Genomic DNA, 22,281 nt, shown 5'->3' with positions numbered 1-22,281 from the left:
GCCATTGTGATCAGGACGCAGAAAATACCGATGCCAAAGCCTGCGAGGGTTCCAGCAGCGCCAATTAGAAATTTGGAAGTCATGTCCGTTGCTCCGTGGTCTTTCTGCCGAACTTGGCCATGAGTTGCGCCCGAGCGGCCGCGCCGGTGGATGGGATGCCCTGAACGCTCAACAGGCGCGCCTGACTCTGGCTGGCAAACTCTTCCGCCAGCTCCAGTTCGGTTTTCTGGCTATCGTGTCCAATGCCGGTGGCGATCTTTCCGTCCAGCGGCTGACCAGCCTGAGCGCGGCGCAGGATCACCTCGTAGTTGCGATCAAATCGTGCACGCAGGCCCTTATCCTCTTGCTTGGCGGCGCGCAGGTCGAACAACCCAGTGGCTTCGGCGGCGATCTTTACCGCCTCATGGCTGTAGGCTCCCATGAGCGCTTCGAGCCATGCGTCCGTGGCGACTGGCATGCCGAAGTCTTCAGGACCGGCGACACACATGGCGATGAACTCACCAACGCTCGGCGCGAATGGCTTCTTGAGCTTTCGGCACTTCTGAATGCCGAACTCGATCTGCTCCAGGGTGCGGATGCCTTCGTCTGCAAACTCTTTGATCCACTCAGCCTTGGCGGCGTCGAGCGCTTCGGTGGATGGCCATGCTTGGCGCCAGGCCGGGAAGATCCCGCGAAGGCGACGGAACAGGTCGTTCACCACTTCGGCCGTCTGAGGTGTCACATGGAGCGGCTGGGTGTGAACGGCTGGCGGCAGGTTGCCCATGGTCGCCATCAGTTGGCTGACTGGCTTCATGGGCTCACCACAAGGCCTTCGGCCCAGGCGTTACTGTCGAAGTCAGGTTCCGTGGTCTGGCGGCGCGACGGGAACTGGCGAACGTTGCTGGCTTGGTTACGGTCGGACTTAACCCACTTCACCAAGAGCGCTACCCATGCGTCTTGCGTCTCCATGCGACCGGATGCCGTGTAGTGACACACGAACGATGCCGTAGCCTCGGCGGTGAAGATGTCCACCGGAAGCGTCATGCGCAGGGCGTAATTCTTCAGGAGGTTCAGGTCGGGCTCCCAGTTCAGCGTCATCTCGGATGGCGCTTTTGGGTCAACAGGTACTGGGTCGGCTTCGGGGCTTTCGTCTGCCAGCACTTCCTCGGCAGGCGCGAAGCCGTCGAACGTTTCGGCGACCAACGCCTCGTGCGCAGTGAGAGAGTTGTGTTGATCTTCTTTCTTCTCTACATCTACATCTTCTTTAGGTAACGCAGAAGTAACGATGCGAGCGTTACCTTTTGCGTTACCTGCCTTGTGACTGGCTACTCGCTTTGCCGTAAGAAGCCTGTTTTTAGCGGTCTTGCCGTTGTGTCGCTCAAAATGAGGAAGGCTGATCACTCCATCGTATTCAGCCATCCAGCCGACAGATTTCATGTGATCACAGAAACCGGTAACGCCAACGGAACGGTCGAGTAACTTTTTACTAACGCTCGGAGCGTTACCATTTTCGGTTTGTTGGTCGAACCATGCCCATACGCGCATGAGTTTTCCCACCACTGCATCAGGATCAATTCCGGCCAGGTCTGCGATAAGGCAGACCTCCGGCTTATCCATGGTGGTGAGTTCGAATTTGATCCAGTCTCCGGCCATTACTTGCCGCCTTTGCCGACCAGGTCGGCCAGTTCGAGGAAGCGATCGACGTACCAGTGAGGCTGTGTCTCGCGGGGGGATTGAGGGCTGGTGAGGTTCTTACCGAAGGTCATGCCCTTCTCGGTGATCGACCAGAACGGGACCATTTCGTGCTTGGAGTTCTTGCGCTTGAGTTGCTTCAGGTAACCCCTGGCTTCAAGTGCACGATTGAACGCCGCCGGCGCGTAACGGATGCCATGGTCTTTCAGCAAAGCCGTGGCCGACTTGGTCGGCATCGAGGAGCCGCCGGTAGCATCTGGCGCGGCGTCCACCGCGTAGCCTGGGAGAAACTTCGGATCTAGTCCGTTGTTCTGGGCAATTTTGGTGAGCATGGCCATCTGGCAAGACGCCGCCGGCTTCAGCAGCCGCGTGAAGCATTCCATGATGGCGATCTCGCCGACCACCTTGGTGCCACTGAACAGGACCTGCTCGCGGGCGCCCTGCTGCTGTTCCAGCTCCCGCCAGCGGCGAATAACCTTCATGCGCAACGGGGCGCTGTAGCCAGTAAGGAGGCAATCGGTGTGTTCGCGATCGAGCAGGTATTGCACCTGCTCGCGGTTGCGGCCGTCCAGGTAGATGTCCTCAAAACTGAGTACATCTCCTTTCAGGTCTTTGAGCATTGCGATGATGTCGCGCTTCACGTTGTCGTGCCGCTTGCCGGTGACGTTGGCGATCTCGCGGGAGGACATCGTGGTACGCGACACGTTTTCGGAATTAACAAAACGTGTCGCGACCTGTCCGGTATTGTCCTGTTGTGTCTGTGCGTGCATAATCTTCTCCACTTGCTTTACCGCTGTAGAAAAAGCCGACCTCGTACGTCGGCTTTTTTGTGTCTGGAATTCAGGCGGCCTTCAGCGACTCGCGCAGTACATGCAGCGCGTCGATGGCTTCTTGAATGGCTTTGTCGCCCTGGGCTTTTTCGTGCTGGCTGATGTGGTTGTCGGAAGCGGCGTCGAAGATCAGCCGCCCCACATCGCCGCACTCGGCAGTCAGGTGGCACAGCGCGGCCATCAGCGGTTTCGGCTCTGGGCGCTTGCGCAGCACGACGTCGCATTCGAACTGATTGGCGAGTGCGCCCAGGACACTCAGGCGCCCTTCCAGCGGCAAGTGGGTCAGAACCATCCCCAGCATCTGGATGTTCATCTTGTGATTCGCCCGGTTCGGGTTCGCACAATCCAGCAGCGTGGTTTCGTTCACGCCCATCCGTTTGGCCAGCGCAGTACCGCCGTCAGCCTTCACTTCCCGATGCAGCGTTCTTTCAAATTCTTCCATTGCGAAACGCCCTCTTCTTCTCGCGTGGCACCGAGCCACTACATCCGCGATCATTCGTTCATCAACTGATCAGGGAAGATTCCATGACCTACTTTTCTTCTTGGCCCCTAATGAGGTGCCAGCCCCGCTTACCCCAAACGTTGTTGCGGTGGCCCCTAATAAGGGGCCGGGGTGTTACCTCACAGGAAAAATTGAAACCACGTTTCCTGTCCGTGCTTCTTGCGTGTAGTGATCAGCGAGGCGTCTTCGCGGGGTTGTTTTATCCGTTGCGAGGCGAGCAGCGCTGCGCCGCTCAACCGCAAGCTCTGTCATCTGCAGAATCCGGTCGGCGAGTTGATCCATGCCGATACCAACCTCATCAGCCCAGCGCTCAAGCTCGTCCTTCTCGTCCTGCGTGTACTGCCCTACTTCAGGTGTTGCGGACATTGGTGCCTCCTCCGTGGCCTAATCAGGCGCTGAGCTTTTTGTCGTTGATCTGTGGATTGGCGTCCTGCTCTCGCTTGGCTTGCAGGGCTGACCGGATGAGCTCGCGAACTAGCGCACCAGGTTGAATTTTCAGCTCGCGGGCCAGTTCGCCCAGCGCTGGAAAGCCGTCCAGTTCGGACGACTCGCCGTCATCTACCAGCGGGAAGTACCCGTAATCCTCCTTGAACCGCAGAGCGGCCAAGGTGAGCTCACGAACCAAGGCGCCCGGCTGAATCTCACGCTTCAGTGCTTCCACCTCGAGAGCGGCGTAAGCGTCGTCATTGAGTCGCGACTTCAGCTGGTGAGTGTTGCGATGCGTCTTGTTTCCATAGGCCATGGGTTCACTTCCGCTTTGGTGTGACGGGGCTGATTTAGGCGGCAGATCTTTGCGATGGGAACGGGCGCTGCTCTTGTGCCTTGAAGCTCCCGTCAGGGAGTTCAAGCACTCGGATATCCCGCTTCGCGATCAGGGCTTTGTGAATGGCTGGGGCGGTCACTCGAAGAAGCCTTGCGGCCTCGGACTGCCCTTTGTCAGCCACGAACTTGTCGAGGGAAGTCTCATTCATGGTCGTGCCTCACTTGTAGATGAGGCTGATATTAACCATCTGTTAATTTTTAATCAATACCGATGGTTTCTTCTTATTTTTAACCATTGGTTTAAATTCTCGCGATGACGAAAAAACGAATCCTTCCCCCAGACCGTATGGCCGAGTGCGAGTCGGCTCACGCTCTGTTCCTTTCAAAAAAGAACGAACTCAAGCTCAGCCAGAAGAAAATTGCGGATGCCGCGGGCATGACGCCGGCCGCCGTAAATCTCTATTTCAAGGGGATAAACCCTTTGAATGCGCAGTTTGCTGCTGTCCTGTCCAAGATGCTCAATGAGCCCGTCGAAGCTTTCAGTCCGAGGCTTGCCGCTGAAATAAGATCAATGACCAACTCCGCCCGGCCAGCTAGTAATGGCACTGGAGCTGCACTCAAGGTTCTTGAAATGATCCGCAAGCACGCAGGAAAGTCGCTTGATGAGTCAGCTCAAAAAAAGATCGCCGATGCTGTCGCTGAGGGCCTGGCCGATGAGCAGGGCCGCAATGTCATCTCCGCGGACTTTTCCGGACTTCGAGCACAGCCAGACGAAATACTGATCCCGCAGTACGACGTGCGCGCGGCAATGGGGCACGGCCAGGTGCCTGCCGACTACAACGAGGCGATTCGCAATCTTGTTGTGCGCGAGGAAGTGCTTCGCGAGAAGGGTGTCACCTATACCTCCGCGTCAGCGCTGGCAATGATCACTGGTTGGGGCCAGAGCATGGAGGGCACCATCAATGACAAGGATCCGGTGATCGTAGATCGCGGGGTCACTGAATTTATTGGTGAAGGCGTGTACGTCGTCACATGGCATGGCTTGCTCTACATCAAGCGACTACAGATGAAAGATGCGGAGCACTTCTGGCTAATTTCAGACAATAAAAACAATAAAGACCTGGAGGCGCGCATAGATGATGTGAGCATCCACGCAAAGGTTTTGTTGGTTTGGAATGCTACTAAATTGTGAGATGTAGATACTAAAACATTGCACCCATAAAACTTAAGGCTGAAATTCAGGGAATTGAAAATGGCGGAGAGCACAGTCGACTTAGGGGCTGATGATGTCCCTACTTTAAAAGATGTAGAGTCTATTATCAGTAGAAAAGACTACTCCTCCCCACTTTCATTTTTTCCGGACCACCGAGAACGAAAATTTGGCGGCATTATTGCCCCGTACCACCTATCGGGAACAAAAATTAAGTGTGGTATAAAATCCTGTAGAACACCGCACTGGCACGGCTATTTGATATCTACAAGCGACGGCTATGAAACCAACATAGGCAAGGACTGCGGAAAGACGCACTTCAAAGCCGACTTCACTGCAGAAATGAAGAGGCATGACGCTCTATATGAGCGGCGATTAAAGCTGAACAGGATTCTAGAGTTAAAAAAATACGCTCCTAATTTACTAAGGGAATTATTGGCTTTGCAATCTGCTTACTCAGAATTGAAATCCATGAGATTCAAGTTTAGAGGCTGCTTATCCGCATCGGAAAACAACCGAATAGAAAGCAAGGTCAAGTCTGCCGACGCTACCTTGTATCACTATCAAGAGCGCACCAAGGAGGAAAGAGACGCTTATCTTGAAGCCAATCCTGCCTCAAGAAAAAGTGGCTCCGTCCCACCGAAAGAAATTCCAGTCGGCGAAATAAAAGGTTTCTGGTTCTTAGGGGCGACCTACAAGGATGAGGAGATATTCAACTACATAAATCCTCTCCGGCAAGTAATTTCAGCAAACAAAAATCATATTGCAGCTTGGAAGCAAGGACAGCTTAACGCAACTCACTTGTGGATCGGAAAATCGAAAACTCTAATTCCGGCCATGGAATCCATAGTCGAGCAAGGAAAGTCTTTTTTTAATGTTGATAATTTGATAAGCCTTTCCATTATAGGAATATCAGAAGAAAGTCTTTCTCATGCCGTCTACGAGCTAAAGAAAGCGATGTCCAGCATTGGCAAATCACTCGGTTAAAAATTCAGATGTCAATTTGTTACCATCTGGGAGAGCTGCCCACAACATTGATTGTTCTGGGCTTAACGGCTCGTAAGTGCCGAACCTAAAGAAACCAGAGCTTCCGTTAATTATTTTCCAAGTGGCTAATTGAAAGCCCTCGCAAGGGCTAAATACTAGGCACTCTTGGTAATTACTTGGGCGATGAGTTTTTGCGCTTCTAATAATTAGATCCATCTTCACATAATCCTCTAGCGATTAGTTGATTGCCTGGTCTTCATTAGTCTCGGCTAAAAAGGCGCCTTGTCTAAAACTGGCTCGACCTCCCACTCCGCGATCAATTGATCATTATCAGTCTGAGCGTCCCACCTCAAGGTAATCGCTCCGTCATCATTGAAAATCATCTCGATCCCGTCTGTCTCGGACAGTACCGCCACTATTTCATCCCACGCCTGATCATCATCTGTATCCAACTTATGGATCGTCACCCATCGCTGTATCTGTGCGACAGGTGAGGCGATCATCGCCGACACCCTCAAACCAAGCCTATCTAAGCCAGTCAGCGCCTGTGGCTCCCGCTGCGTCTGATTTTGTTTTTTTCCCACGCGAACCTCCAGTAGCTGTACATGCATACAGTTGTCGGGTGAAGCATAAGCTATTCCCATCAAAAATAAATTAACCATCGGTATTGACGGATAAATATACCGATGGTTAACTACATCCATCGCAACCGGCACCCAATCAGGGGCCAGCTGCGAAGGGCTTCAAACCCCACCGCTCTTTAGCTCCACCACTTCACCTTGCCGGATCACCACCGGCCCAGATTCAAAGGCAGCGATGAACCGGCCTCAACGGTTCAGAGGGTTGGCAACTGACCCGGGCGTGCAGCGTAAAACGCCAAGAACAGTTATCCAGCGGGAGAACAAGCCGAAAGGCCCGCGGCTGGAGAGAAAGATTCCCGAGCCAGCTTGAGGCAAATAGCTGGGCATCGGTCGCCGCCTCCGGGTGATTTTGAGCGACTTAAACCCTAGGCAATTTGGGGTGCTGGATAGATCCGTAGGCCAGCAAGATTTACCTGATTCAAGAATTAGCGATCCCGATAGCCTCGGCTGGGACTGCCGGACCTCATGCACCCTGCCCACTCAATCAGGGCACTCAGAGCTGTAGCGTGCATGTTGTAAGGACCTGTGATCCACGGCGAACAGATGCTGTTTGACGCTGTGAGTAGGAAGCTCGAAGCCCGCACCAACGACGAACCGCCGACCTGCAATCAGCAGCGGGATACGCGGCGCCGCCATAGCGCACCAGGACAACTTGATGCTGCAAACCCAGGCCGTCGCCAGTAGCGGGCCTGGGCACCCTTCCCCGCCTCTATTACGTCAGCACTCACCCCGCGCCCATCGGCAGCCAGCGGGAGGCATGAGTGTTGACGAATACAGGTGAACCAACGAATGGAGAGAGTCATGCAAACATTCTGGCTAACGTTTCAAGGCAAGCCTGCTGGCTGCGTCGAGGCGCCGACCGAAGCCGAAGCTCGATCGATTGGCGAGGCAGATCGCAAAGCTCAAGCGTTGACGTGCGACATCATCCCTTACCCTGCAAACCCTCGGATCAACAAGTTCGACGACCCGAAATGGGGCGTCTGCCCTTCCTTCTGCTACAAGCCGAATTCCTGCAAAGGTCGAACGTCTTGCGGCGAACGACGCGCTTGCACTGACTGATCCGCCACTCTGGAGGCGACCATGGCAACCAGCTATGCAGACAGTTCGCAGGCCAGGGACTGGGACAGGCGCTACGACGCCTGGGGGCGCGAGAAGAAGCCACAGCCGGACGAGTTCCACGACTACGAGGCCGAAGCGCTGAAGCGCACCCAGGCGCTGGCAGATCAAGTGGCTCGCGAGTTGGTTGAGCGCAAGGCCAGTGCAAAACGTGTCGCCGCCGCCACTGATGCGATTGGCGAATTCTGGGGATTAAAGGAGAAAGTGCAATGAACAATCACGAGGCTGCAGTGAAAATGATTGAGGCAGAAATTGCCACTATCCCGGCCACTGCGTTCCCAGTCATGGCTGGTTCAGTTTGCCGGATGGCCATCTTCTTAGCGCATCGCCTTGAAGCGATTGCCTCAGCAGAGCGCGACGATTACCTCAAACAGGTGCGCGCACTGGAGATGACACGCTTCGTCGAGCTTTTGCAGGGAGCTGCAGCATGACCATCATCGCCCGAAACGCCAAAGCAATGACCGAAGCCCTGCAAAGACGGGGCTTTTTTCTGGTCGCCGATCTTCCAAAGAGCATCACCATTCAGACCCGGCGCGGCATGCTGGTTGTGAGGCTGACATGAAGCCCTTCTGGTGGTTCTGCATTGTCGTCACTGTGTTCTGGTGGGGCATCTATGCCGAGATGCGCGAGATTCAGCAGGAAATCCGGTTGCCAGTGGCGGTGTCGCGATGACCTCATACCAGCGCGCCAAGCGATTTTGGTTCTGGCGCGGCTCAGCCATCACCCTGCTCTTCTTCACTGCCTGGATGCTGGCAAGCGCTTACTCCGGCCAGATCACTCAATAACCCAAACCTTCGAATTCAGCGCCCCGGCAACGGCATGGCGCGGGAGTATCGCCATGCTCGCAGCAATTGCAGATCGCATTCGTTCTAAGTCCTACGAACTTCCATTGTCCCGCGATTACGTGCGCCACTGGGGCCTGAAAGAGGCCATCCGGGAGCTGGTGCAGAACGCGCTGGATAGCGAGTCGCCTTTCGAATACGCCTTTGCCGACGGTCAATTGTTCATCACCAGTCGCTTCGCAAGGCTGGAAGCAAGCACCCTGGTGCTGGGCAGCACATCCAAGGCTGACCGTTCGGATGCAATCGGCAGTTTCGGTGAAGGCTACAAGATCGCTCTGCTAGTGCTGACCCGAAACGGCTACGACGTGAAGGTGCTCAACGGCAACAAGCAGTGGGTGCCGGAGTTTCGGCATAGCGATCAGTTCGATGCGGAGGTGCTTTGCATCAACGAAAGTCCAGCGCACCGGCAAAATCAGGGTGTCGAATTCGTAGTTTCTGGCCTGACAGAGGAAGACGAAGCGGAAATTCGCGGCATGTGCCTCCGCATGCAACCGCCAATGAGTGACGTCATCGGCACCAAGTACGGCCACATCCTGCCATCCCGGCCAGGCAAGCTCTACGTCGGCACGCTCTTCGTGTGCGACACCGATCTTACTTACGGCTACGACATCCTCCCTGAACACCTGCAGCTTGAGCGTGACCGCCAAACGGTGAGCGGCTGGGATTTGAAGCAGGTATCTAAAAATGCCTGGATCGACACGGGGCGTCTGGATGAGGTGGCAGAGAAGATCGAGGCAGGTATTCCAGACGTTGAATACGTCGAGTACGGCAGCACCGAACTTGTGAGGGAAGCCTGTTACAGGCTTTTCCAGCAGAAGCACCCTGGCGCCATCGCTGTTCAATCCCAGGAAGAGCTGAACAACCTGGTCAAGCAGGGAATGACCAACACCGTAGTGGTGAGCCGGACATTCCACTCGCAAGTGGCCAACTCGACCTCATACAAACAGCAGGTCGCCCACGTCGTGGCCATCCAGACGCCCAAAGCTGCCATGGAAGAATGGTACCGCGACAACAAAAAATATATGAGCAGGCTGCCTGCCGCTTCCTTCAAGGAACTGGTTAAGCGCGCTGACGGTTGGAGGAATAAATGATGTCCACGAATATGCGGATTTGGGGCCAAGTTAACAAGACCGATACCAGCCACACGAAAAAAGCCGAAGTTGGCGGACAGAAGATCACCAGCCTCAACGGCACGGCGATGATCATGAAGGCGACCGAGATTTTCGGTCCGGTCGGTATCGGGTTCGGCTGGACGGTAGTTGAAGAGCGCTTCGACAAGGGCTCTGAAATGGTCATAGGTGAAGGTGACAAGCGCGTGGTGCTGGGGGTTGAGCTGAACCACACCATCAAAATCAAGTTCTGGTTCGAACTCGATGGCAAGCGCGGTGAAATCGAGCAGTACGGTTGCACCCGCTACCTCTACAAATCGAAGTACGGCACCACCACAGACGGCGAAGCGCCAAAAAAATCACTCACCGATGCCATCAAGAAATCTCTGTCGATGCTGGGTTTCAGTGCCGACGTGTTCCTGGGCCTGTTCGACGACGACGAATACGTCACCCAGCTCAAGGAAGAAGAGGCAATCGCAAATGCCGACGACAAAGACGCCGAAATCCTGCGTCAGAAGCAGGAGCGCGTGGATTGGCTGGCCTCGGCGGTTGAGACCATCGGCAAGGCCGTCACTGTCTACGAGCTCAAAACCTTAAACGTGAAATACATCCGCGAAGCCAAACGCCGCAATGAGCCCGCGTTCATTGCCCGTATCACTCGCGCATTCGAAGAACGCAAAGCCAGCCTTGAGAAAGGCACGGAGGCAGCAGCATGACCCAGCTCTACGCACTGACCGGCAAACTCGCCGAACTCCAGGCCATGGACGACACCGATGATGAGGGCCTGAAAGAGGCCTTGCAGCACGCCATGGACGAGATCCAGGGCGACTTCAACGACAAGGCCGACAACATCGTCATGCTGCGCCGCAACATCGAAAGCGACGTGACCGCCATCGACAACGAGATCGAGCGCCTTGCCGAACTCAAGCGTATCAAGTCGAACAGCGTCACGCAGATCAGCGACTATCTGCGCCGAAACATGGAGGCCGCCAACATCAAGTCAATCAAGCGCCCGCTCTTCACCATCACCCTGGCGATGGGAAGTGAGCGGGTAATCGTGGATAACGAAGATGCGGTTCCGGACGAGTTGTCCTCTGTGAAGTCGAGCATCTCTCCGGACAAAAAGGCCATCGCAGCCAAGCTGAAGGAAATCCGGGAGCACAACGAAGCCGTCCGCAAGCGCATGGCCGCCGGAGAGGACGCAGAACACGAACTGCTCGAAGAGCCTAAATGGGCTCACCTCGAACGCGGCGACAGTTCAATCCGCATCAAGTGAGGCCACCATGATCAGCAACCACCTCAGCATGGTCGAAGCCCTTCGGCCAGCATCCGACGAACTAGCCGCTCAGGTCGCCCAATATCTGGCGGCCGGCGGCCACATCGAAGAAGCGGCGCCCATTGGCTACAAGCCCAAGCCGATCAGCTACAGCAACCAGATGCCGCCAGTGCCGAAGCCGTTTATTCGGCGGCGGATTGAAGCGGCTCCTGTACCAGCGCCGCTCAATATCCGAGAAGAAAAGCGCAAGGCGAAGGCCGACCAGGTAATGGCGCTGGCCACCACCCACACCCAGACCGAAGTCGCCCAGGCCCTAAGCATGAGCAGGCGCACTCTCTTGAGCATGTCCCAGGAATACGGGTTCACTTTCAAGAAAGCGGCAAGCGGCGGCGCTAACGACGCTCACCGGCAAGAACAGGTCGAAGCCCGAGACGCGAAGTTCGCCGAGCGGATCAGGGCCTTCCTGGAGCTGGGCATAACCCGGCGCCAGTGCTGCGGGAAGCTCGCCATTGGCAACAAGGCCTTTGAGCGGATTATCGCCGCCCACGGTATTGATTATCCAAAAGCGCGGCGAGGTAGCGCTTCATGCGCCGCATAGCCAGGGTACAGCAACGCAAACGACAGACATGGCTGGACTTGCCGGCCAGCGGAATTGAAGAGGTAGGCCATGGCCAAGAATCCAGCCGAACGCAAGCGCGACCAGCGCGAACGGGACAAGCTAACCAAGGCGGAAAAAGAAGCCTCGCTACTGTCACGGCAGATTGTCACGAAGCTCTATCACAACGATGACGCTGCGCTGAAACGGGTCATGGCCCGGACGAAGATCGACGAAGAGCAAGATCTGATTTCCCGCCTCATCCGCGGCGCTGACCGCATGACTGACGAACAACTGGCGGATCACATTCGCATTGCGTGACATGCCGCCGTGACACACCCAAACCTACTTGCTGCATCCGGTCACGGAGGGCGGCGCACACCCGGAGAAAACCATGACTCAACATGCACTGAATTCCGTTGCCGCCACCGACCTGCCTGAACGCGGCCAGCCTCTGGCCGGCGGTGTGTTCGTCACCCGCAACTGGCTAAACGGTGAAGAGCGCGCACTGGTACTACTCGACGAAGAGCTGACCGGCGCCTGGGGCAAGTACGGCGAAGACGTGGCCGGCGCCAAAAGCTACAGCGACGGCGCCGCCAATACCCGCGCCATGGCCGAAGCCGGCAGCGAACTTGCGGCAAAGGTGCTGGAACTGGATGCGCACATCCCGTCTCACTTGGAAGGCGCTCTGCTGATGTCGGCCAAGGCCGATGGCCTGATCACCCTGCGCGAGGATCGCTGGCACTGGCTGAGTACGCAGTATTCCGCCTACAGCGCCTTCTACATGGACTTCGAAGATGGCTGGATCGGCAGCAACGACAAGAACGATGGGCGGCTCGTCCGCCCTGTCCGCAGCCTTCCTATTCAGTAATTCATTCCTTCTTTGATTTTATGCAGGCGATTCCCGGGAGTGTCAGGACGACGCTCAGACCAGAAGCTTGCCGGGTAGCGCCGGCGGCCTGCGCCCAATTCCCTCACAGGAGCATCCCATGCAAGCAAATCAACTGACCACCTACACCCGTGGCGATCTGATGATCAGCAGCCCTGACGAATCGGTGGTTCTCAAGCTGGCTTCTCTGGCGATTGCAGTTGCGCCGACGGCCACTCCAAGCCAAATCCCTGCTATTGGCGAAGTCTGGCCCGGCGAAGGCGGGGTGAGCGGTGGACTGTTCCCTGGAGACGGAAAGCCCTACTACTTGATCGTGCCAACCGGCGCCGATGCAGAAGCCGAACTTCAGTGGGGCGGCTACCGGGAAGAACTGGATGGTGCGAAAAGCGCGCATGGCGGCCCGAGCAATACTGCCGATCTGGTTGAAACCGACACGACCTATCCCGCTGCTCAGTTCTGCAGCTCGTTCGAACGAGACGGCCATAAAGACTTTTATCTGATGTCCCGCCGAGAGGCTTCATTCCTCGAAATCACCCTTGGTGACAAGGATGTATTCAGCAAGGCCTACCACTGGACCAGCACGCAGTATTCCGCCAACCTCGCCTTCAGCATGGCCTTCGTAGATGGCTGGATCTACTACAGCGTCAAGAACGATGAGCGGCTCGTCCGCCCTGTCCGCAGACGCTTTATTTGATCATTCAATAATTCATTCATGGGCGCGATAGCGCCCTCGCTTTTCAAGGAGGCCAGGATGGCCATGCATTCGGATCTGGAGATCCACAAGGTTGCAGAAGAACTTCTCGGCATGTCGCTCGATCTGGTGCGAAACATCCCCCGCGACCTGAAACAAGTTGTCGGGGCAAAGATCCGCGATGAGTGCCTGCAAGTTCTGGTGTTGATCGGCCGAGCCAACATGGCGCGGGAAAAACTCCCACATCTGAATCTGCTACTTGAAAGTGTCTGGATGCTGAATTACTTGCTGCGCGCTCTCACCAATCGAGGGTTGATCAGTAAGGGTCAGCACGCCAAGGCAATGAAGATGACGGCCTCTGTAGGTCGACAGGCGAATGCCTGGAAAAAGTCCGCAACAGCGCCCGCTACGTGAGGGTCAAGGCTCTCCCGTCTATGCGCAAAATCTGGTCGAGCCGCTGACCTCTGGGTCACCGCCATGCGCACCCAAGATACCGCCGGTCTAAAGCGTCCGCGTAGGTCTTGCGCAGTTTCCATCCTGATCGGCGAAGCCTTCGGGGTGGCGATGTAGATAGCTCGGCAGGTCGCAGTATTCCGCCAACAACGCCTTCAACATGGACTTCGAAGATGGCTGGATCAACAACAACGACAAGAACGATGAGCGGCTCGTCCGCCCTGTCCGCAGATTTGAATGTTGCACCCTTCCAGTTCGAGGATCTCGTCCAAGCGTATTACGACTGCCGGCGGCACAAGCGCAACACAGCGAGTGCCAGGTTGTTCGAAAGGGACATGGAGATCAACTTGCTGGAGCTTCACGACGACCTGATTGCCGGCACTTACCGGCCAGGCCGCTCCATCTGCTTCGTGGTCACCCGGCCGAAAGCCCGAGAAGTGTGGGCAGCAGCATTTCGGGATCGCGTCGCCCACCACCTGCTCTACAACCATGTGGCACCGCGCTTCTACGCCAGCTTCATAGCGGACAGTTGCGCATGCATTCCTGGGCGCGGCACGCTTTACGCCGCTACCCGGCTTGAGTCGAAGATCCGCAGCGCCTCGCAGAATTGGTCGAAGCCCTGCTGGTATCTAAAGTTGGATTTGGCCAACTTCTTTGTCGCCATCGACAAGGCGGTTCTGCGTAAGCAGCTGGAAGCCAAGATCACCGAACCCTGGTGGCTGGCCCTGACCACGCAGATCCTCATGCATGACCCGCGCGAAGACTATGAGGTGCGCAGCCCGGCCCACCTGTTCAATCGGGTGCCGCAACACAAGCGACTGGTGGCGCAGCCAGCGAGCCTGGGCCTACCGATCGGCAACCTGTCGTCGCAGTTCTTCGCCAACATCTACCTCGACGCCTTGGACCAGTTCGCAAAGCACCAGCTGCGCGCCAAGCACTACATCCGGTACGTTGATGACTTTGTGTTCCTGCATGAGTCGCCCCAGCAGCTCAACGAGTGGCTGGCCCAGGTCGAAGCGTTCTTGCCCAGGCTTGGCGCCAAGCTTAACCCCACGAAGACGATCCTGCAGCCAGTAGATCGCGGCGTCGACTTCGTTGGACACGTCATCAAGCCATGGCGGCGAACCACCCGCAAACGATCACTGGCCCAGGCACTGAAGCGAACAGCCGCGGCACCTGCCGAGGATCTGCGCGAGACGGCCAACAGCTACTTCGGCCTGCTCAGCCAGGCCAGCCACAGCGAGAAAGACCGGGCAGCACTCGCCCGCGTCGTGTTGAAGAGCGGCAACAGCGTCAATGCGGCGCTGACCAAGACCTTTCAGAAGAAGTAACCCCACCCATTTTTCGAATCACGCCAGCCGGCGAGGATCCCTCATGTCCGCACAACGACCACGAATCGTATGCCAATTCAGTTGCGGCGCTGCGTCGGCGGTGGCCACCAAGCTGGCCCTGGCGGAATATGGCGCCACTCACGATGTGCAGATCGTCAACGCCTTCCTGGCCAACGAGCATCCAGACAACCGCCGCTTTGCCCTAGATTGCGAGGCGTGGTTCGGCCGCCCTGTGACTGTACTGCGGGATGAAAAGTACGGAGCCGACGCTCAGGAGGTGTTCCGGCGCGAGCGGTACATGAAGAACCAATACGGCGCCCCCTGCACAAAGCTGCTCAAGCGCCGCTTGCTCGACACATGGAAACAGCCAGGTGATGTGATGGTGTTCGGCTTTACTGCCGAGGAGACGGATCGCCTGGCGGATTTCCGCGAGCGCAATCCCGACCGGCCAGTGATAGCCCCGCTGATTGATCGTGGCCTGGGCAAGGAAGATTGCAAAGCCATGGTCGAGCGCGCAGGCATCGAACTCCCCCTGATGTACCGCATGGGCTACGACAACGCCAACTGCATCGGCTGCGTGAAGGGTGGCGAAGGTTATTTCCGGGCTATTCGGGAAGACTTTCCGGAGCAATTTGAGGGGCTGTGCCTGATCCAAGACGACTTGGGCGAAGGCTCCTACCTTTTCCGCAACCGGACTACCAACGTGCGCTTTTCTCTGCGCGACCTCGGCGACGGCCCGGTGCGGCGGAACGAGAAAATCCCGGCCTGCTCCTTCTTTTGCGAAATGGCCGAAGCCGACATCATCGCCAGCGCATAACCACCCCACTTCAACGCCCGGGAATAGGACGCCCCCTTAAACGTCAATCAGTCGGGCAGCCACCTCCGAATCAATGACTGGAATTATTCCAGAGCCCTGCTGATCCTCTATCCACTTCCGGGCAAGCTCAACGTCAAAACGCCAGCCGTGTTTATCCAAGAACGCAATTGCGCTACCGGTGACTCGATAGCGCCCGCACTTGCAACACGCAATCTCCAGGCATCTATCGAACAAATCAACCGCCGTCGCTGGCTCATTGCAAATCATGCAGGTCATGAACGCCACCTTTTAAGAATTAACGAATCTTAACTGATATCTGTTCCCATTCCACCGCCCGGGCATGCCCCGGTTAGGACGCCCCATGCCCACAGAAAACAAACCGGCCGAGCCGTTTCGCCGCGAAGACCGTTACATCGTCATCAAGCGCAGCGATATGGAAAAGCTTCCGGCAGATGTGCGCCGAAACTTCTCAGGCCGTTGCCGCAGGTTTTATGAGCAAATGCTGATTGCCGGCGCTCCAGCTCGTTCGTTCCTGGTCATCGAAAGTGACTGGCCCGAGTACGAGCCGTCCTGGCAGATGATCGAGCGGCGCGTGACCGGTCTCCCTGCAGTGACGGCAGCGGAAGAGCTGGAAGCCGTGCTGCACTGGCGCGGGAAGCATGCCCAAGCGATTCGCGAGCGTGACGCCCTGCAGCTGCGCCTGAACGCAGCGGACCAGCGGATTGATGAGATGACCCCGCCTGTGTCACCCGATCCAGTGACGTGGGGCGCGCCCAAGACAGTCCGCCAGTTGATCCAGCAACTCCAAAAACTTGACCAGGACCTGCGACCTCTGTCGATGCTGCGCGTGCCTGGCGATGTTTTTGAAGATGGTAAAGAGCGAACTCGCGCCTTGCACCTATCGATCTCTCACGAGCGCGTTGACGGTCAATGGCTGGCCCCTTTTAAAAGCGAAGGTGAAAAGGTCTTGGCGTTCTGGTGCAGGATGGAGCGGCCAGCGCCAATGTTTGGTTTCCCGGTGGTTATCGATCCGACCCTGGCACCTGATGAAACGCGGCTGGTGTCGCCTACGACTCGCCGAACGGACGAGATTCAGATCAAGGGCATGATCGAGACCATCGGCGGCGAGTTCGCCATCATGATCGACAAGGATAACGCCCACTACGGCTGGACCTTCAAGCGCCATCCAGATGGGATGTGGGTGTCGGGGCGCAAGGCCACCGACGCCGAAATGCATGCCGCGCGTACTCACGCCCGCATCACCAATCAGCAGTAACTCCCTCCCCATTCAAAGTCAGCCGCTATAGCGGCAAGGACGAAGTCATGCCCAAACATAAGCCAGAGTTGGCCGACATCTACAACGTGTTCGGTCTCAGCTCCAACCACGAACTTTCGACGCTGTTGGCCAACATCGAAAACACCAAACGCTTCTCTGATCTTCTGCACGATGTCGAGCGCGAGTTCTTCATGGTGCCGGGCGAACCGTCAGGCGAGCCGGAAGACGAAGACGCGCCGGTTGACGACGAGTGCCTGGTAAATCGTTGGGGATCAAACCAAGCCGAATATCTCGAACAGTTCAGGGCGGCCCTGCCGATAGCTGCGGCGAACTCGATTCCTGACTATGAAGCTCCGGCGACTGGAGAGAAGTGGTCCCTCACCGGTGAGAACGGTTCCTGGGATTACGACAGCCTTGATGAATTGCTCAAGGACAACTACGGCCACGACAGCGACGGCGATGGTCACCCGGCCAGCTTCAGTCTGGGCCTTTACGAAGGCGGGACGGTCTATCGCGGTACCGAGCGCAAAGATGATCCGGCCAGCTTCCTGCCAGACCAAAGTGAACTGCTCGACCACATGAGCGAGCGCGCCTACGACAGCGACGCCGGCGAGTGGGCCGACAATTACCCAACGCTCGACGCTGCGGCGAAGGCTGATCTGGAGCGAGCTATGCGCCCACTGATGGCCTGGGCACGGAAGCATTGCCAGCCCCATTTCTTCACTATCAAGGACATCACCCCGCACATTGTGACCGTCGATGACGTCAGGAGGGCTGCGCCATGATCTTCGCCCCGCTCTACATGGCCTACCTGATCTACAGGGGGCCGTGGCGATGACAGAACAGCACCGCATTCTGGTCGGCGACTGCATCGACATGATGCGGACGCTGCCGGAAAAATCAGTTCATACCTGCGTGACCAGCCCACCCTACTTTGGCCTGCGCGATTACGGCGTAGAAGGTCAGATCGGCTTGGAGGAAACCCCGGGCGAGTTCATTGCCCGACTGGTCGAAGTGTTCCGCGAAGTACGGCGAGTACTCCGCGACGACGGCACGGCCTGGGTGAACATGGGCGACAGCTATGCCGGGAGTTGGGGCGCGCACGGCCGCGACGATATGGGAGTCGGTGTTTCAACCATCAGCCAGCGCCAGGTGATGGCATCACAAAGGAAGGCAAAAGCCACTACTCATGCCGAGTACAAGCCCAAGGATTTAATGGGCATGCCGTGGCGCCTAGCCTTCGCGCTACAGGACGACGGCTGGTATCTACGGCAGGACATCATCTGGCACAAACCGAATCCGATGCCTGAGTCGACTCGGGACCGGTGCACCAAAGCCCACGAGTACATCTTCTTGCTCAGCAAGGCGCGGCGGTACCACTGCGACATGGAGGCGATACGCGAGCCGGCGATTTATGGCGCCACGCCAACCGGCGTCGGTTTCGGTCACGGGTTCGACGCAGTGACGAAGCCGCGGGCAATGGTGCCGACCGGCTGGGATACCTCAACCGGCGACGGTGGCCACGGAACTTTTCACAAGGAAGGTGCGGAGCGTGCACGGCGCGACAGTTTCAAGCGGGAGGATTCGAAGCGAGAGCAGGTGATCCCGGGGCAGAACAAAGGCACGCACCGACCAGACCGAAAGGAAAGCACTTGGGACACGGCAACGAGGAACAAGCGCAGCGTGTGGACTGTGGCGACCCATAGCTTCAAGGGCGCCCACTTCGCCACCTTCCCGCCCGACCTGATCCGGCCATGCGTTTTGGCCGGGGCTCCCCGCGGTGGCGTGGTGCTTGACCCATTCGGCGGCGCCGGTACCACAGCGGTGGTCGCCATGCAGGAGGGCCGAAAGTCGATCCTATGCGAACTCAACCCAGACTATGCCGCCATGGCTGAGCGCCGGATCTCGGCTGCCTGGCTCGACGGTGCGGCGCAGATGGACGTGTTTCACGACGCGAAGGCGGTGGCGGGATGAACCGCATGGTCAGCATCCGCACCGAGGAACTGGCCGGCCCGGCGCTGGACTGGGCAATCAACGCGATCGAGGGTGATCAGCAGCCCGGCGCCGGTCAGCTTCAGCTCTTCGCCCTGCCCGACGCCGAGCACCTGATCACGAAGTACGGCGTCTGGGTCGATGTCGGTCACCGGCACCCTTGGCTGGCCGACATGACGAACGACCCGTTCAACCGCCAGCCCGGCGAAACCCGGACCATCGCAGTGTTCCGCGCCGTGGTCTTCGCCAAGTGCGGCGGCGCCGTGAAGGTCCCCGCCGAACTGATCCAGCAGTAACCCCTCCCCAACACAACAGCCTGCCGGCGTTGGCAGGCAAGGAATTCGTATGTCTTCAGCAAATTGCGATACCGCGATCCAACAAATCAGCACCCCCGACTTTGTCGCCACTCTGTCGCTCGATCAGCTCCGCGCTGCCCGCAGCATCATCGAAGAGAAGATCAAGGCGGCTGAGGCGCAGCCGAAGCGCATCGTCTGGCAAGTGTGCCGCGACGGTGTGATCGACAAGTACTTTCGCGAAGAGAGGTTCGAGGCGGCCGCCGATCACTTGCTCAGCATCTTCAAGGAACGGTTCCAAGAGATTGCTGAGGACTTTGTCGCGAATCCTTACGGAACTCACCAGCTTCAGTTGGAGATGCCACACATCACGGCCGAGCTGGTTCCTCAGTTCGAATATGAAACCCAGTGGTTCCCCGCCAAGACCCAATAATCAACTCAACAGCCTGCCGTTGTATGGCGGGCGAGGAATGCGTATGTCCGCACTGAACCACTTTCATGAAACGGCGATCGATGCGTTGGAGAAGATCAGCGCCTGTCTGCCAGACGGCGCCAAGCTCTGCCTGACCATCTACACACCCGAAAAACCAGAACTCGACATCGTTCTGCAGGACGATGGGCTCGACCTGAACGAGGTGGTTTCCACCCTGCGCCGGCGCGGCCTGAGCATCGACGGCGACAATGCCTACAAGAGCGATCTGTGTGACGTGATCATTGGATCCTTGGCCGTGGGCGCACAGAACGGCACCCCTCCACCTGCCGGTCACTGGGCGCAGCGATTCTTCGATATCGGACGGGAGGAGCGCGGACTGCACGAAGAACTGGTTGCCGCGCTGAAACTCAACCGCGAGAACCTGCGCGCCTGCCAAGCGACCATCCACCTGGCCGGCTACTTCGATCCCGCCTACGTGAACGACGCCCAAGCCGCAATGGCAGTTGCCGACGCAGCTCTAGCCAAGGCCGGCGCATAACCCATCACCACCTTCTGCCGCCACGCGCGGCATGGAGCACCACCATTTAACTGCCCCAGCAGGGGAAAAGGATGCTGTATGGGCGCACAAAAATTGCAGCCACGCTTTATTCGCGCCGGCGAGGCGCCTGCCTACCTGAGCATGAATTTGCCGCTATTCAACGAAATCGTCAGGCCGTACGTCAATGAGTTCCCGATTGGCGAGCGTGGTATCGGCTTTGACCGACAGGAGCTTGATGCATGGGCCTCGTCCTATGTGGCAGCCAAGGCAATTGATAAAAAGGGCGCGACGGAGCAACAATTGCCCCGCAGCGAGCGCCAGAAAGGAGAAACACAATGGCGCGAAAAACAATCACAGGCCTCTCCCAAAGGAAAGGCCTCTGGCATATCGACAAGAAAATCAACGGCGAAAGACTTTACGAATCTACTGGAACAAGTGACCGGCAAGAAGCAGAGCGCTACCTGATCCACCGGCTCGAGCAGATCCGACAGGAGAAGGTCTACGGCGTTCGACAGGTCAGAACATGGCGGGATGCGGCAATGCGCTTCTTGGTCGAATTTAAGGATCAGCCTTCGATCAAGCTTTCGGCTCATCACCTTTCACAGCTGGACGCATTCATCGGTGACATGCCGCTGACCCATATTGATGACCAGGCCCTGGGCCCTTTTATCAAGGACAGGTTGGCGACCAAGAAGCTCGTGGATGGCAAAGTGAAGAAAGGCGTCAGCAACAGAACGGTGAATATCTCGATTGAGCGCGTGATTCGGGTTTTGTCGTTGTGTGCCAGGAAGTGGCGAGATGATGAGCGACGGCCATGGCTGGATAGCGTGCCGATGCTCTCGAAGCTGGAAGAGAAGAAGTCGAGTCGCAAGCCCTACCCGATGTCGTGGGAGGAGCAATCGATTCTTTTCGGAGAGTTGCCGGCTCACCTGCAAACGATGGCTCTGTTCAAGGTGAACACAGGCTGTCGCGAGCAGGAGGTCTGCAAACTTCGGTGGGATTGGGAGATTTCAGTTCCGGAGCTTGGCGAAAGCGTGTTTCTTATTCCGGCTGATTTTGGTGGGAGACATGAAAAATCTGGCGTGAAGAACGGCGACGAGCGCCTGGTGGTGCTGAACAGCGTGGCCAAATCGATCATTGAGCGGCAGCGTGGCCTGAGCAAGGAATGGGTATTCCCTTACAACGGCAACGCAATGCACCGGATGAACGACTCGGCTTGGAAGAAGGCACGAGTGAGAGCGGCGAAACTCTGGCAGGAGGAAAACCTTCGCCCCGCTCACCCTGGCTATCTGTCGATCAGGATTCACGACTTGAAACACACGTTTGGCCGTCGCCTTCGAGCGGCGGGTGTCACCGAGGAAGACCGCAAGGCCCTTCTTGGCCACAAGAACGGCAGCATCACCAGTCACTACTCGGGCGCGGAGCTCGGGCATCTGATTGAGGCTGCGAACATGGTATCAGCAACCGATTCGCGTGGGCCGGTGCTGACAATTTTGAAGAGGAAGCAGGCGTGAGAAGTGGAGTAGTCACGCAAATGTCACGCGCATGAAAAAGGCCAATGCTGTGAACATCGGCCTAAGTCATTGAATTATATGGTCGGGACGGAGTGATTCGAACACTCGACCCCTAGCACCCCATGCTAGTGCGCTACCGGACTGCGCTACGCCCCGACTAGGCGTTAAACCTGTTCCTCATCTCGAGGAACGCTCAAGAATATATCGCAAGCTTTTGAAAACTGGAAGTATTCAAACGCAGGAATTTATTTCTTGAGTACAACCAACACGTCTTCCAGTTCAGCAATCATCTGCCGAATCATCTGCTTGTATTGGGTGGTGTCGTCTTTGGCTTCATCGCCGGACAAACGCAAGCGAGCGCCGCCGATAGTGAATCCCTGATCGTAAAGAAGCGCGCGGATCTGCCGGATCATCAGCACGTCTTGGCGCTGATAATACCGGCGGTTTCCGCGGCGTTTGACGGGGTTGAGTTGAGGAAACTCCTGCTCCCAGTAGCGCAGCACGTGTGGTTTT

At 57.1% G+C, this 22,281-nt stretch carries 33 protein-coding genes and 1 tRNA gene; 24 read left to right on the top strand and 10 right to left on the bottom strand.

Translation table 11 applies throughout. The features are described 5' to 3' along the window. Nucleotides 1–79: 79 nt before the first annotated feature. The 7 genes from ACIQY3_RS00170 to ACIQY3_RS00140 form a co-directional block, all read right to left on the bottom strand. Nucleotides 80–793 (bottom strand): replication protein P, encoded by a 714-nt coding sequence (locus ACIQY3_RS00170; RefSeq protein WP_403016041.1) that lies wholly within the window; start codon nt 791–793, stop codon nt 80–82. Then, nucleotides 790–1,632: a DnaT-like ssDNA-binding domain-containing protein gene (locus tag ACIQY3_RS00165; protein WP_403016038.1), complete on the bottom strand. Its 843-nt coding sequence runs from the start codon at nt 1,630–1,632 to the stop codon at nt 790–792. Before ACIQY3_RS00165 ends, ACIQY3_RS00170 begins: the two co-directional genes overlap by 4 nt. Further along, nucleotides 1,632–2,360: a Rha family transcriptional regulator gene (locus tag ACIQY3_RS00160; RefSeq protein WP_403017601.1), complete on the bottom strand. Its 729-nt coding sequence runs from the start codon at nt 2,358–2,360 to the stop codon at nt 1,632–1,634. Before ACIQY3_RS00160 ends, ACIQY3_RS00165 begins: the two co-directional genes overlap by 1 nt. Before the next feature lie 151 nt (nt 2,361–2,511). Continuing rightward, complete coding sequence (locus ACIQY3_RS00155) at nt 2,512–2,943, bottom strand: phage regulatory CII family protein (protein WP_403016035.1); 432 nt, start codon at nt 2,941–2,943, stop codon at nt 2,512–2,514. A 174-nt stretch (nt 2,944–3,117) separates the two neighbouring features. Then, nucleotides 3,118–3,369 (bottom strand): hypothetical protein, encoded by a 252-nt coding sequence (locus tag ACIQY3_RS00150; protein ID WP_403016032.1) that lies wholly within the window; start codon nt 3,367–3,369, stop codon nt 3,118–3,120. 22 nt (nt 3,370–3,391) lie between these two features. Then, on the bottom strand, nt 3,392–3,745 hold the full coding sequence (locus ACIQY3_RS00145) for a hypothetical protein (protein ID WP_403016029.1): 354 nt from the start codon (nt 3,743–3,745) through the stop codon (nt 3,392–3,394). A 34-nt stretch (nt 3,746–3,779) separates the two neighbouring features. After that, complete coding sequence (locus tag ACIQY3_RS00140) at nt 3,780–3,974, bottom strand: Cro/CI family transcriptional regulator (RefSeq protein ID WP_403016026.1); 195 nt, start codon at nt 3,972–3,974, stop codon at nt 3,780–3,782. 104 nt (nt 3,975–4,078) lie between these two features. On the opposite strand from ACIQY3_RS00140, the gene ACIQY3_RS00135 reads away from it, so the two are divergent. Continuing rightward, complete coding sequence (locus ACIQY3_RS00135) at nt 4,079–4,957, top strand: S24 family peptidase (protein ID WP_403016023.1); 879 nt, start codon at nt 4,079–4,081, stop codon at nt 4,955–4,957. A gap of 60 nt (nt 4,958–5,017) precedes the next feature. Further along, nucleotides 5,018–5,962 (top strand): hypothetical protein, encoded by a 945-nt coding sequence (locus ACIQY3_RS00130; protein WP_403016020.1) that lies wholly within the window; start codon nt 5,018–5,020, stop codon nt 5,960–5,962. Between the two features lie 269 nt (nt 5,963–6,231). On the opposite strand, the gene ACIQY3_RS00125 is transcribed toward ACIQY3_RS00130, so the two are convergent. Then, nucleotides 6,232–6,666, bottom strand: coding sequence for a DUF1654 domain-containing protein (locus ACIQY3_RS00125; RefSeq protein ID WP_403016017.1), 435 nt, complete (start codon nt 6,664–6,666; stop codon nt 6,232–6,234). Nucleotides 6,667–7,404: 738 nt separating this feature from the next. Here ACIQY3_RS00125 and ACIQY3_RS00120 point away from each other — a divergent pair. From ACIQY3_RS00120 to ACIQY3_RS00015, 22 genes are all read left to right on the top strand, one after another. Next, nucleotides 7,405–7,662 carry a hypothetical protein gene (locus ACIQY3_RS00120; protein ID WP_403016014.1) on the top strand — a complete coding sequence of 86 codons (258 nt, stop codon included), beginning with the start codon at nt 7,405–7,407 and terminating at the stop codon, nt 7,660–7,662. 21 nt (nt 7,663–7,683) lie between these two features. Next, nucleotides 7,684–7,932 carry a hypothetical protein gene (locus tag ACIQY3_RS00115; RefSeq protein ID WP_403016012.1) on the top strand — a complete coding sequence of 83 codons (249 nt, stop codon included), beginning with the start codon at nt 7,684–7,686 and terminating at the stop codon, nt 7,930–7,932. Next, complete coding sequence (locus ACIQY3_RS00110; RefSeq protein WP_403016009.1) at nt 7,929–8,150, top strand: hypothetical protein; 222 nt, start codon at nt 7,929–7,931, stop codon at nt 8,148–8,150. The genes ACIQY3_RS00115 and ACIQY3_RS00110 overlap by 4 nt, the downstream gene beginning before the upstream one ends. Next, complete coding sequence (locus tag ACIQY3_RS00105) at nt 8,147–8,281, top strand: hypothetical protein (protein ID WP_403016006.1); 135 nt, start codon at nt 8,147–8,149, stop codon at nt 8,279–8,281. The genes ACIQY3_RS00110 and ACIQY3_RS00105 overlap by 4 nt, the downstream gene beginning before the upstream one ends. A gap of 276 nt (nt 8,282–8,557) precedes the next feature. Further along, on the top strand, nt 8,558–9,652 hold the full coding sequence (locus ACIQY3_RS00100) for a hypothetical protein (protein ID WP_403016003.1): 1,095 nt from the start codon (nt 8,558–8,560) through the stop codon (nt 9,650–9,652). Continuing rightward, nucleotides 9,649–10,386 carry a hypothetical protein gene (locus ACIQY3_RS00095; RefSeq protein WP_403016000.1) on the top strand — a complete coding sequence of 246 codons (738 nt, stop codon included), beginning with the start codon at nt 9,649–9,651 and terminating at the stop codon, nt 10,384–10,386. Before ACIQY3_RS00100 ends, ACIQY3_RS00095 begins: the two co-directional genes overlap by 4 nt. Beyond that, on the top strand, nt 10,383–10,946 hold the full coding sequence (locus ACIQY3_RS00090; protein ID WP_403015997.1) for a siphovirus Gp157 family protein: 564 nt from the start codon (nt 10,383–10,385) through the stop codon (nt 10,944–10,946). Before ACIQY3_RS00095 ends, ACIQY3_RS00090 begins: the two co-directional genes overlap by 4 nt. A gap of 7 nt (nt 10,947–10,953) precedes the next feature. Next, nucleotides 10,954–11,544 carry a hypothetical protein gene (locus ACIQY3_RS00085; RefSeq protein ID WP_403015994.1) on the top strand — a complete coding sequence of 197 codons (591 nt, stop codon included), beginning with the start codon at nt 10,954–10,956 and terminating at the stop codon, nt 11,542–11,544. 69 nt (nt 11,545–11,613) lie between these two features. After that, the gene (locus ACIQY3_RS00080) at nt 11,614–11,862 is read left to right on the top strand and encodes a hypothetical protein (RefSeq protein ID WP_403015991.1); all 249 of its coding nucleotides are present in this window, start codon (nt 11,614–11,616) and stop codon (nt 11,860–11,862) included. 73 nt (nt 11,863–11,935) lie between these two features. Beyond that, entirely contained in the window at nt 11,936–12,412 is a 477-nt protein-coding gene (locus ACIQY3_RS00075) for a hypothetical protein (RefSeq protein WP_403015988.1), read from the top strand. 118 nt (nt 12,413–12,530) lie between these two features. Further along, complete coding sequence (locus tag ACIQY3_RS00070; protein WP_403015985.1) at nt 12,531–13,124, top strand: DUF1566 domain-containing protein; 594 nt, start codon at nt 12,531–12,533, stop codon at nt 13,122–13,124. A gap of 57 nt (nt 13,125–13,181) precedes the next feature. After that, nucleotides 13,182–13,535, top strand: a complete 354-nt coding sequence (locus tag ACIQY3_RS00065) for a four helix bundle protein (protein WP_403015983.1) — start codon at nt 13,182–13,184, stop codon at nt 13,533–13,535. A 242-nt stretch (nt 13,536–13,777) separates the two neighbouring features. Beyond that, entirely contained in the window at nt 13,778–14,905 is a 1,128-nt protein-coding gene (locus ACIQY3_RS00060; protein WP_403015980.1) for an RNA-directed DNA polymerase, read from the top strand. Nucleotides 14,906–14,948: 43 nt separating this feature from the next. Continuing rightward, nucleotides 14,949–15,722 (top strand): hypothetical protein, encoded by a 774-nt coding sequence (locus tag ACIQY3_RS00055; protein WP_403015977.1) that lies wholly within the window; start codon nt 14,949–14,951, stop codon nt 15,720–15,722. A gap of 361 nt (nt 15,723–16,083) precedes the next feature. Continuing rightward, the gene (locus ACIQY3_RS00050; RefSeq protein ID WP_403015974.1) at nt 16,084–16,998 is read left to right on the top strand and encodes a hypothetical protein; all 915 of its coding nucleotides are present in this window, start codon (nt 16,084–16,086) and stop codon (nt 16,996–16,998) included. 47 nt (nt 16,999–17,045) lie between these two features. Next, nucleotides 17,046–17,783: a hypothetical protein gene (locus ACIQY3_RS00045; RefSeq protein WP_403015971.1), complete on the top strand. Its 738-nt coding sequence runs from the start codon at nt 17,046–17,048 to the stop codon at nt 17,781–17,783. A 49-nt stretch (nt 17,784–17,832) separates the two neighbouring features. After that, a complete protein-coding gene (locus ACIQY3_RS00040; protein ID WP_403015968.1) occupies nt 17,833–18,972 on the top strand; it encodes a DNA-methyltransferase in 1,140 nt (379 codons plus the stop codon). Beyond that, the gene (locus ACIQY3_RS00035) at nt 18,969–19,286 is read left to right on the top strand and encodes a hypothetical protein (protein ID WP_403015965.1); all 318 of its coding nucleotides are present in this window, start codon (nt 18,969–18,971) and stop codon (nt 19,284–19,286) included. The genes ACIQY3_RS00040 and ACIQY3_RS00035 overlap by 4 nt, the downstream gene beginning before the upstream one ends. Nucleotides 19,287–19,335: 49 nt before the next feature. Further along, nucleotides 19,336–19,716, top strand: a complete 381-nt coding sequence (locus ACIQY3_RS00030) for a hypothetical protein (protein WP_403015962.1) — start codon at nt 19,336–19,338, stop codon at nt 19,714–19,716. Between the two features lie 43 nt (nt 19,717–19,759). After that, nucleotides 19,760–20,254 carry a hypothetical protein gene (locus ACIQY3_RS00025; protein WP_403015959.1) on the top strand — a complete coding sequence of 165 codons (495 nt, stop codon included), beginning with the start codon at nt 19,760–19,762 and terminating at the stop codon, nt 20,252–20,254. Nucleotides 20,255–20,332: 78 nt separating this feature from the next. Further along, nucleotides 20,333–20,719 carry a hypothetical protein gene (locus tag ACIQY3_RS00020; protein WP_403015956.1) on the top strand — a complete coding sequence of 129 codons (387 nt, stop codon included), beginning with the start codon at nt 20,333–20,335 and terminating at the stop codon, nt 20,717–20,719. Continuing rightward, entirely contained in the window at nt 20,605–21,768 is a 1,164-nt protein-coding gene (locus ACIQY3_RS00015) for a tyrosine-type recombinase/integrase (protein ID WP_403017598.1), read from the top strand. The genes ACIQY3_RS00020 and ACIQY3_RS00015 overlap by 115 nt, the downstream gene beginning before the upstream one ends. A 79-nt stretch (nt 21,769–21,847) precedes the next feature. Here ACIQY3_RS00015 and ACIQY3_RS00010 read toward each other — a convergent pair. Together ACIQY3_RS00010 and ACIQY3_RS00005 are read right to left on the bottom strand one after the other, a co-directional pair. Continuing rightward, nucleotides 21,848–21,924: transfer RNA gene (locus tag ACIQY3_RS00010), tRNA-Pro, on the bottom strand. 89 nt (nt 21,925–22,013) lie between these two features. Next, a partial coding sequence (locus ACIQY3_RS00005) for a MerR family transcriptional regulator (RefSeq protein WP_400555528.1) occupies nt 22,014–22,281 on the bottom strand: 268 nt, incomplete at its 5' end.

The sequence above is a fragment of the Pseudomonas sp. NPDC096950 genome (assembly GCF_044762525.1).
Lineage (GTDB): Bacteria > Pseudomonadota > Gammaproteobacteria > Pseudomonadales > Pseudomonadaceae > Aquipseudomonas.
This window is presented reverse-complemented; position numbering and strand designations above follow the sequence as displayed.

What these genes read in the sequence shown, in the direction of transcription:
- ACIQY3_RS00170 (WP_403016041.1), bottom strand. Translation starts at nt 793, where the DNA reads ATGAAGCCAGTCAGCCAACTGATGGCGACCATGGGCAACCTGCCGCCA.
- ACIQY3_RS00165 (WP_403016038.1), bottom strand. Translation starts at nt 1,632, where the DNA reads ATGGCCGGAGACTGGATCAAATTCGAACTCACCACCATGGATAAGCCG.
- ACIQY3_RS00160 (WP_403017601.1), bottom strand. Translation starts at nt 2,360, where the DNA reads ATGTCCTCCCGCGAGATCGCCAACGTCACCGGCAAGCGGCACGACAAC.
- ACIQY3_RS00155 (WP_403016035.1), bottom strand. Translation starts at nt 2,943, where the DNA reads ATGGAAGAATTTGAAAGAACGCTGCATCGGGAAGTGAAGGCTGACGGC.
- ACIQY3_RS00150 (WP_403016032.1), bottom strand. Translation starts at nt 3,369, where the DNA reads ATGTCCGCAACACCTGAAGTAGGGCAGTACACGCAGGACGAGAAGGAC.
- ACIQY3_RS00145 (WP_403016029.1), bottom strand. Translation starts at nt 3,745, where the DNA reads ATGGCCTATGGAAACAAGACGCATCGCAACACTCACCAGCTGAAGTCG.
- ACIQY3_RS00140 (WP_403016026.1), bottom strand. Translation starts at nt 3,974, where the DNA reads ATGAATGAGACTTCCCTCGACAAGTTCGTGGCTGACAAAGGGCAGTCC.
- ACIQY3_RS00135 (WP_403016023.1), top strand. Translation starts at nt 4,079, where the DNA reads ATGACGAAAAAACGAATCCTTCCCCCAGACCGTATGGCCGAGTGCGAG.
- ACIQY3_RS00130 (WP_403016020.1), top strand. Translation starts at nt 5,018, where the DNA reads ATGGCGGAGAGCACAGTCGACTTAGGGGCTGATGATGTCCCTACTTTA.
- ACIQY3_RS00125 (WP_403016017.1), bottom strand. Translation starts at nt 6,666, where the DNA reads ATGGATGTAGTTAACCATCGGTATATTTATCCGTCAATACCGATGGTT.
- ACIQY3_RS00120 (WP_403016014.1), top strand. Translation starts at nt 7,405, where the DNA reads ATGCAAACATTCTGGCTAACGTTTCAAGGCAAGCCTGCTGGCTGCGTC.
- ACIQY3_RS00115 (WP_403016012.1), top strand. Translation starts at nt 7,684, where the DNA reads ATGGCAACCAGCTATGCAGACAGTTCGCAGGCCAGGGACTGGGACAGG.
- ACIQY3_RS00110 (WP_403016009.1), top strand. Translation starts at nt 7,929, where the DNA reads ATGAACAATCACGAGGCTGCAGTGAAAATGATTGAGGCAGAAATTGCC.
- ACIQY3_RS00105 (WP_403016006.1), top strand. Translation starts at nt 8,147, where the DNA reads ATGACCATCATCGCCCGAAACGCCAAAGCAATGACCGAAGCCCTGCAA.
- ACIQY3_RS00100 (WP_403016003.1), top strand. Translation starts at nt 8,558, where the DNA reads ATGCTCGCAGCAATTGCAGATCGCATTCGTTCTAAGTCCTACGAACTT.
- ACIQY3_RS00095 (WP_403016000.1), top strand. Translation starts at nt 9,649, where the DNA reads ATGATGTCCACGAATATGCGGATTTGGGGCCAAGTTAACAAGACCGAT.
- ACIQY3_RS00090 (WP_403015997.1), top strand. Translation starts at nt 10,383, where the DNA reads ATGACCCAGCTCTACGCACTGACCGGCAAACTCGCCGAACTCCAGGCC.
- ACIQY3_RS00085 (WP_403015994.1), top strand. Translation starts at nt 10,954, where the DNA reads ATGATCAGCAACCACCTCAGCATGGTCGAAGCCCTTCGGCCAGCATCC.
- ACIQY3_RS00080 (WP_403015991.1), top strand. Translation starts at nt 11,614, where the DNA reads ATGGCCAAGAATCCAGCCGAACGCAAGCGCGACCAGCGCGAACGGGAC.
- ACIQY3_RS00075 (WP_403015988.1), top strand. Translation starts at nt 11,936, where the DNA reads ATGACTCAACATGCACTGAATTCCGTTGCCGCCACCGACCTGCCTGAA.
- ACIQY3_RS00070 (WP_403015985.1), top strand. Translation starts at nt 12,531, where the DNA reads ATGCAAGCAAATCAACTGACCACCTACACCCGTGGCGATCTGATGATC.
- ACIQY3_RS00065 (WP_403015983.1), top strand. Translation starts at nt 13,182, where the DNA reads ATGGCCATGCATTCGGATCTGGAGATCCACAAGGTTGCAGAAGAACTT.
- ACIQY3_RS00060 (WP_403015980.1), top strand. Translation starts at nt 13,778, where the DNA reads ATGAGCGGCTCGTCCGCCCTGTCCGCAGATTTGAATGTTGCACCCTTC.
- ACIQY3_RS00055 (WP_403015977.1), top strand. Translation starts at nt 14,949, where the DNA reads ATGTCCGCACAACGACCACGAATCGTATGCCAATTCAGTTGCGGCGCT.
- ACIQY3_RS00050 (WP_403015974.1), top strand. Translation starts at nt 16,084, where the DNA reads ATGCCCACAGAAAACAAACCGGCCGAGCCGTTTCGCCGCGAAGACCGT.
- ACIQY3_RS00045 (WP_403015971.1), top strand. Translation starts at nt 17,046, where the DNA reads ATGCCCAAACATAAGCCAGAGTTGGCCGACATCTACAACGTGTTCGGT.
- ACIQY3_RS00040 (WP_403015968.1), top strand. Translation starts at nt 17,833, where the DNA reads ATGACAGAACAGCACCGCATTCTGGTCGGCGACTGCATCGACATGATG.
- ACIQY3_RS00035 (WP_403015965.1), top strand. Translation starts at nt 18,969, where the DNA reads ATGAACCGCATGGTCAGCATCCGCACCGAGGAACTGGCCGGCCCGGCG.
- ACIQY3_RS00030 (WP_403015962.1), top strand. Translation starts at nt 19,336, where the DNA reads ATGTCTTCAGCAAATTGCGATACCGCGATCCAACAAATCAGCACCCCC.
- ACIQY3_RS00025 (WP_403015959.1), top strand. Translation starts at nt 19,760, where the DNA reads ATGTCCGCACTGAACCACTTTCATGAAACGGCGATCGATGCGTTGGAG.
- ACIQY3_RS00020 (WP_403015956.1), top strand. Translation starts at nt 20,333, where the DNA reads ATGGGCGCACAAAAATTGCAGCCACGCTTTATTCGCGCCGGCGAGGCG.